This window comes from Streptomyces alkaliterrae (assembly GCF_007097205.2).
Lineage (GTDB): Bacteria > Actinomycetota > Actinomycetes > Streptomycetales > Streptomycetaceae > Streptomyces > Streptomyces alkaliterrae.
Window position 1 is genome coordinate 1 of sequence record NZ_VJYK02000283.1, and the last position, 7223, is coordinate 7223.

The window sequence follows — 7223 nt, forward strand, 5'->3', positions numbered from 1 at the left end:
GCCCCCGCCCGGGCCGCCGCCACCTCACTCGGCTGAGCCGACCGGTCTCCGCGCGCCCCGCGCACCGACCTCGCGACTGGGCCCCGGGCCGGCAGCCCCCTCACGACGCCACGCCGGCGCTTCCACGCGCCCGCGAACTGATCGAGTACCTCCGGTCGGCACGCGACGCCGACCCGTATCCGAAGAGGACCCTGCCATGTCCGCAGTCACCCCTGCGCGCAAGACCTCCGCCGAACCCGAACCACCCGCGACCGACAACGGCAGACCGCCCGCCGCCTCGGCGCTGCGCGCCCTCGTCCTGCGGCTGCACTTCTACGCCGGGCTGCTGATAGCCCCCTTCCTCCTCGTCGCCGCCCTCACCGGCGCCCTCTACGCCGCCTCCTACCAGATCGAGCGGGTCGTCTACTCCGACCAGCTGACCGTCCCGGCCAAGGACACCGCGGTGCCGGTCGGCGAACAGGTCGACGCCGCGCTGGCCGCCCACCCCGACGGCACGCTCAGCGCCGTCCGGCCGGCGCCCGCCAAGGGCGAGACCACCCGGGTGCTGCTGGACGACCCGAGCGTTCCCGAGGGCCGCAAGCTCGCCGTCTTCGTCGACCCGCACACCGCCGAGGTCAAGGGCGCGCTGGCCAGCTACGGCGGCTCCGGCGCACTGCCGTTCCGCGCCTGGGTCTCCGGGCTGCACGCCAACCTCAACCTCGGCGAGACCGGACGGCTCTACAGCGAACTGGCCGCGAGCTGGATGTGGGTCGTGGTGCTCGGCGGGCTTGTCCTCTGGTTCGGCCGACGCCGCGCCCAGCGCAAGCTGCGCGGCACCAAGGGCCGCCGCCGCACCCTCTCGCTGCACGGCACCGTGGGCGTCTGGGCGGCGCTCGGCCTGCTGATCCTCTCCGCGACCGGCCTGACCTGGTCCACCTACGCCGGCGAGAACATCGGCGAACTGCGCGCCAAGGTCGGCGGCAGCACCCCGACCATCTCCGCCGCGCCCGGCGGCGGCCACGAGGGCCACGGCTCCGGCGGCGGCCACGCGGGTCACGGCGACGGACACGGCGACGAGGCCGGCTCCGAACACCCGGACATCGGCATCGACCACGTGCTGAGCATCGCCCGCGACGACCAGAAGCTGGACGGCCCGCTGGAGATCACCCCACCGGTCGTCGGCGAGGACGGCACCCCGGGCGCGTACGTCGTCAAGCAGATCGACCGCCAGGTGCCGCACCGCCTGGACCAGATCGCCGTCGACGCCTCCAGCGGCGAGGTCACCGACCGGCTCGACTTCGCCGACCACCCCGTCCTCGCCAAGCTCACCAGCATCGGCATCAGCGCCCACGACGGACGGCTGTTCGGCCTGGCCAACCAGATCGTGCTGCTGGCGCTCGCCCTGAGCGTCGTCGCGCTGATCGTGTGGGGCTACCGCATGTGGTGGCAGCGCCGCCCCGACCGGGACGGCCGGCTCTCCTTCGGCCGCCCCTACCCGCGCGGCGCGCTGCGGAACCTGCCGGTGACGTGGTGGCTGCCGCTGGCCGGCGTGACCGCGCTGGTCGGCTGGTTCGTGCCGCTGCTGGGGCTGAGCCTGCTGGCGTTCCTGGCGGTGGACGTCGTGCTCGGGCTCGTCGCACGAAGCCGCGCCGAGGCGTAGCCGTCCCTGAGCACCGAGGGCGCCCCACCGACGTCGGTGGGGCGCCCTCGGACTCGGACCTCGCTGCTCACACGAGGTCGAGCGCGTCCAGCTCGGTGCAGACCGTGTCGACGAGCAGCCGCGTCACCACGTACGGGTCCACGTTGGCGTTCGGCCGGCGGTCCTCGATGTAGCCCTTCTTGTCCACCTCGACCTGCCACGGGATGCGCACCGAGGCACCCCGGTTGGAGACGCCGTAGCTGTACTCGTTCCACGGCGCCGTCTCGTGCGCGCCGGTCAGCCGGGACTCGACACCCGCGCCGTACTGGCGGATGTGCTCCTGCGGCTTGTCGCCCTTGCCCAGCGACTCGCAGGCGGCCAGGATCGCGTCGTAGCCCTCGCGCATCGCCTTGGTGGAGAAGTTGGTGTGCGCGCCCGCGCCGTTCCAGTCGCCCTTGGCCGGCTTGGGGTCGAGAGTCGCCGAGACGCCGAAGTCCTCAGCCGTGCGGTACAGCAGCCAGCGCGCCACCCACAGCTGGTCGGAGACCTCCAGCGGGCTGAGCGGGCCCACCTGGAACTCCCACTGGCCGGGCATGACCTCGGCGTTGATGCCGGAGATGCCGAGACCGGCGGCCAGGCAGTTGTCCAGGTGCTTCTCCACGATGTCCCGGCCGAAGATCTCGTCGGCGCCGACGCCGCAGTAGTAGCCGCCCTGCGGAGCCGGGAAGCCGCCCTCGGGGAAGCCCAGCGGCCGGGCGCCGTCGAAGAACGTGTACTCCTGCTCGATGCCGAACAGCGGCTCCTGCGCCGCGTACCGCTCGGCCAGCGGACGCAGCAGGGCGCGGGTGTTCGACTCGTGCGGGGTGTCGTCGATGTTGAAGACCTCGCACAGCACCAGCACGTCGTCGCCGCCGCGGATCGGGTCCGGGTAGGAGGCGACGGGCTTGAGGACGCAGTCCGAGGCGTGCCCCTCGGCCTGGTTGGTGCTGGAACCGTCGAAGCCCCAGACGGGCGGCTCGGCGCCGTCGGCGAGGATCTTCGTCTTCGACCGGAGCTTGGCGGTCGGTGCGGTGCCGTCGATCCAGATGTACTCGGCCTTGTAGCTCACGGGCGTCCGTCCTCGGGTAGCGGCGTATGCGACTGCGGGTGCCGGGTGAGCGGCGGCGTCACCCGGAAGGCACCCTCGCGAGCCGCGATTTCCCGACAGTTGCCCGTCTGTTAAGGCGCTGTGAACTACTTCTCCGCCCGCGGCCGTCGTCCGCGCAGCCGGTCGCCTCCCGAACGGAACGAGTACTACCGCTTAACCTGGCGGCGGCATCAACAGCAAACGGGAGGCGCCGTGCCCAACCTGACCGTCGACTACTCCGAGCCGCTCGCCGGCACCTTCGACGCCACGGCGCTCGGCCGTGACCTGCACATCGCAGTCGAGAAGACGGTCGGCTCCTCGCCGTCCGCCTGCCGCACGCACTTCCGGCGCATCGAGCAGAGCGTGATCGGCGAGGGCGGCGAACTCGGCGACAGCACGGACGTCGCGCACATCGAGGTCGCGCTGTTCGCCGGGCGCACCACGGAGGCCAAGGCGGAACTCGCCTCAGCCGTGCTCGCCCTGGCCAAGGAACGTGTCACCGCGCTGCCGGGCCGCCGGCTGCGGCTGTCCGTCCACATCAGCGAACTCGACCAGGCCACCTACCTCACCCACCAGGCCTGACCGCCGCGCCGGCCGCGCGGGCCGTGCCGGTCGCGCCGCGGCGGCCCGGAGCAGGACGCCCGTCCCGCTCCGGGCCGCCGCTTTCAGCGCCCGGAGCGCGGCGCCGCGGCGCCCGGCGCTGCGGCAACCGGCCCTTCGCCGACCGCCTCGCGTCGACCGGCCCCCGCTGACCGGCTCTCGGTGACCGTTCTGCGGCAATCGGCCGCTCGGCGGCCGGCCGTCAACCCAGGGCCGAGACCCGGTCGCGGTAGCCGCGCGCGGGGGGCGCGTCCCGGTACGGTTCGAGCTGCTGTTCAAAGCCGCGCACCGCCTCGTACGCCCGCGCGGAGCGCATCTCGGCGGCGGCGTGCGCCGCCTCCGCGCCCAGCGCGCACGCCTGCTCGATCTCTCCCAGCCCGAGCCGGGCCCGGGCCAGCGCCACCTGGCACAGCAGCCGACCGCGCGCCCGCCCGTTGCCGCCCAACCGGAGCGACCGCTCCGCGTGCTGGGCGGCGCTGCGGTACTGCCGCAGGTCCAGATAGCTGTGCGCGAAGTCGGCGGCCAACCGCGCCTCGTCGAAGAACCGCGCCCAGTACGGCACGTCCTCGCTCGGCCGGGCCGTCTCCAGCGCCTGCTCGGCCCTGGCCAGCGCCGCCGTGCACGCCCGCACCTCGCCGAGCGTCGCCTGCCCGCGCGCCTCCGCGCCGTGCATCAGCGCCTGCACCACCGGCGGGGCCGCCGCGCCCACGCCCTGCTGGGCCACCCGTGCCAGCTGCACCGCCTCCCGGCCGTGCCCCAGATGCACCGCCTGGCGGCTCATCGATACCAGCACAAAGCTGCCGAAGGCCCGGTCGGCGGCGGCCTGGGCGAGCCGCAGCGCCTGGACGAAGTAGCGCTGCGCGAGCCCGTGCGCGGCGATGTCGTACGCCGTCCAGCCGGCCAGCCTGGTCAGTTCGGCCACCGCGCCGAACAGTCGCCGCCCGGTCTGCTCGCCGTACCTGCCGCGCAGCATCGGCTCGGCCTCGTGCTCCAGGTAGCGCACCAGCGCCTGCCGGGCGTGCCCGCCGCCGTGCGCCTCGTCGAGGCTGCGGAACAGCTCGCCCACCGAGCGCAACGCCGCCACGTCCCCGCCGGTCACCCGCTGGCCCGGACCGCGCTCCAGCGCCCGGGGCGGCTCACCGCGACCGGGTCTGGGACCAGGCCCCCGGCCCTGCGCGGGCACTCTCGCCTGCGCGGGCGGCGCCACGGGTTCGCCGCGCCCCACCCGCTCGTCGGGCCGGCCGATGAGCCAGTCGCGGCTGGGCACCACAAGACCGGCCGAAGTGAAGGCGATCTTGCGCAGCTCGCCGTGGCTGCCGGTGTCCTTGCGCCACAGCCCGGAGACGATGTCCACCGCCTCCGCCGGGCTCGCCGCGAACTCCAGGCCCGCGTAGACGGGCGCGCAGGCGTCGAGACCGAGGTCCTGGGCGGTCAGCCGTCGGCCGAGGCGCCGGGTGAACACCTCGGCGATCAGCGCCGGTGTGGTGCCCCTCGGCTGCTGTCCGCGCAGCCATCTGGTCACCGACGTCTTGTCGTATCTGAGATCGAGGCCGTGCTCGAGGCCGAGCTGGTCGACTCTCCGGGCCAGCCCGGCGTTCGAGAATCCCGCCTCGGCGATGAGCGCGGCGAGCTGTCGGTTGGGACTGCGCTGCTGGGCGGGGCGGCTGCCAGGTCGTTCCGTCGACATCAGCTCTGCGGTCTCCTGCCTCTCGGCTTGTGGTGAACGCCGGGGCGCCCTTGTGGAACGGCGTGAATGTAGCGGTCGGAACTCCGCCGAACGCCGTAGTGGCCGGGTATTCATCCATACGTGTGAGTGCGACGCCTCGCCGGGCGCCTGAGGCAACGTTCCGCCCGCGCCGTAGAGTGAACGGAGCAGGCGGCACCGCGGCCGGCCCGGCACGAGGCGGCGCGGGAGTCCGATTCGGCTTGAGAAAGGAACTGCGGCCGTGAGCGAGCTGCGCTTCGTCCACCTGGGCTTCGGCGAGGAGGCGGTGGAGTACCTGGAGGGCTGGCGGCACCAGCGCGAGGTGCACGCGGCCCGGTTCGCCGACGAGATCCCCGACACCTGCCTCCTGCTGGAGCACCAGGCCGTCTACACGGCGGGTCGACGCACCGAGGACAGCGAGCGGCCGCTGGACGGCACCCCCGTCGTCGACGTGGACCGCGGCGGCAAGATCACGTGGCACGGCCCCGGCCAGCTCGTCGGCTACCCGATCCTCAAGCTGCCCCGCCCGGTCGACGTCGTCGCGCACGTCCGGCGGCTCGAGGACGCGCTACTGCTGACCTGCGCCGACTTCGGACTGGAGGCGACCCGGATCGAGGGCCGCAGCGGCGTGTGGGTGCTCGGCGACCCGGTGGCCGACCCGCCCCGCCACGGCGGCCTCTCCCTGGACTTCGACCCCCGGCTGAAGGAGGACGAGGAGTTCGACGCCCGGCTGATGGGCCCGGAGTACGCCCCCTCCAACGCCGGCCAGCGCGGCGAGGACCGCAAGCTCGCCGCGATCGGCATCCGGGTCGCCAAGGGCGTCACCATGCACGGCTTCTCGCTGAACTGCTGCCCCGACAACACCGGGTTCGACCGCATCGTGCCGTGCGGCATCCGGGACGCCGGAGTGACCTCCCTCTCCGCCGAACTCGGGCGGACGGTGACGGTCGACGAGGTGCTGCCGGTGGTGGAGAAGCACCTCCGCGCCGTCCTCGAAGCGGCCACCCCGCTACCGAGGGCCGTGTGACCCCGTAGGCACAGTCGGTGGCGACCGGCCTTGCTTCCCCCGGCGATCGGGGGTTCGGGCCTCACAGCATCAAGGGCGTACCCTGGGTTCGCCGAGGAATCAAAAGTTTTAGGAGCCGGACGTGTCCGCTGTCGCACCCGACGGTCGCAAGATGCTCCGCCTGGAGGTCCGCAACAGCCAGACCCCCATCGAGCGCAAGCCGGAGTGGATCAAGACCCGAGCGAAGATGGGCCCGGAGTACAACGCTCTCCAGGGACTGGTCAAGCGCGAGGGCCTGCACACGGTGTGCCAGGAGGCGGGCTGTCCCAACATCTTCGAATGCTGGGAGGACCGCGAGGCCACCTTCCTCATCGGCGGTGAGCAGTGCACCCGACGCTGCGACTTCTGCCAGATCGACACCGGCAAGCCGGCCGAGTTCGACCGCGACGAGCCCCGCCGCGTCGCCGAGTCCGTCCAGCAGATGGAGCTGCGCTACGCCACCATCACCGGCGTCGCCCGCGACGACCTCGAGGACGGCGGCGCCTGGCTGTACGCCGAGACCGTGCGGCAGATCCACGGCCTGATGCCCGACACCGGCGTCGAACTGCTCATCCCCGACTTCAACGCGGTGCCCGAGCAACTGGCCGAGGTCTTCTCCTCCCGTCCGGAGGTGCTGGCGCACAACGTCGAGACCGTGCCCCGCATCTTCAAGCGGATCCGGCCCGCCTTCCGCTACGAGCGCTCGCTCGAGGTCATCACCCGCGCCCGCGAGGCCGGGCTGGTCACCAAGTCCAACCTCATCCTGGGCCTCGGCGAGACCCGCGAGGAGGTCAGCGAGGCGCTGCGCGACCTGCACGAGGCCGGCTGCGAGCTGATCACCATCACCCAGTACCTGCGCCCCACCCCGCGCCACCACCCGGTCGAGCGCTGGGTGAAGCCGGAGGAGTTCGTGGAGCTCCAGGCGGAGGCCGAGGAGATCGGCTACGCGGGCGTCATGTCCGGCCCGCTGGTCCGCTCCTCGTACCGCGCCGGGCGGCTCTACCAGCAGGCGATCGACCGCCGCGCCGCCGCCGGCACCGCCCCGGCCGCCGCCGAGGGCAACGACAACGCGGCCTGAGGACCACGCCCGTGTGACCGACCGACACCCGGGGGCCGCCGACGCCACACG

6 protein-coding genes are annotated in these 7223 nt (G+C 73.2%); 4 read left to right on the plus strand and 2 right to left on the minus strand.

Annotated elements, in window-relative coordinates:
- The first annotated feature begins 196 nt into the window (after positions 1-196).
- The gene (locus tag FNX44_RS21420) at positions 197-1639 is read left to right on the plus strand and encodes a PepSY-associated TM helix domain-containing protein (RefSeq protein ID WP_143650292.1); all 1443 of its coding nucleotides are present in this window, start codon (positions 197-199) and stop codon (positions 1637-1639) included.
- Between the two features lie 67 nt (positions 1640-1706).
- Here FNX44_RS21420 and glnII read toward each other — a convergent pair whose 3' ends face one another.
- A complete protein-coding gene (gene glnII / locus FNX44_RS21425; protein ID WP_143650294.1) occupies positions 1707-2726 on the minus strand; it encodes a glutamine synthetase in 1020 nt (339 codons plus the stop codon).
- 231 nt (positions 2727-2957) lie between these two features.
- Between glnII and FNX44_RS21430 the strand changes: the two genes are divergently transcribed.
- Positions 2958-3326 (plus strand): 5-carboxymethyl-2-hydroxymuconate Delta-isomerase, encoded by a 369-nt coding sequence (locus tag FNX44_RS21430; RefSeq protein ID WP_143650295.1) that lies wholly within the window; start codon positions 2958-2960, stop codon positions 3324-3326.
- Positions 3327-3546: 220 nt separating this feature from the next.
- Here FNX44_RS21430 and FNX44_RS21435 read toward each other — a convergent pair whose 3' ends face one another.
- On the minus strand, positions 3547-5031 hold the full coding sequence (locus FNX44_RS21435; protein WP_143650297.1) for an NsdA family TPR-like regulatory protein: 1485 nt from the start codon (positions 5029-5031) through the stop codon (positions 3547-3549).
- Positions 5032-5290: 259 nt separating this feature from the next.
- On the opposite strand from FNX44_RS21435, the gene lipB reads away from it, so the two are divergent.
- Positions 5291-6076: a lipoyl(octanoyl) transferase LipB gene (gene lipB, locus FNX44_RS21440; protein WP_143650299.1), complete on the plus strand. Its 786-nt coding sequence runs from the start codon at positions 5291-5293 to the stop codon at positions 6074-6076.
- Positions 6077-6197: 121 nt separating this feature from the next.
- Complete coding sequence (lipA, locus tag FNX44_RS21445) at positions 6198-7172, plus strand: lipoyl synthase (protein WP_143650301.1); 975 nt, start codon at positions 6198-6200, stop codon at positions 7170-7172.
- Positions 7173-7223: the final 51 nt, after the last annotated feature.

Excerpts from the sequence above, each read along its gene's own strand:
- FNX44_RS21420 (WP_143650292.1), top strand. The coding sequence starts at position 197 with ATGTCCGCAGTCACCCCTGCGCGCAAGACCTCCGCCGAACCCGAACCA.
- FNX44_RS21435 (WP_143650297.1), bottom strand. The coding sequence starts at position 5,031 with ATGTCGACGGAACGACCTGGCAGCCGCCCCGCCCAGCAGCGCAGTCCC.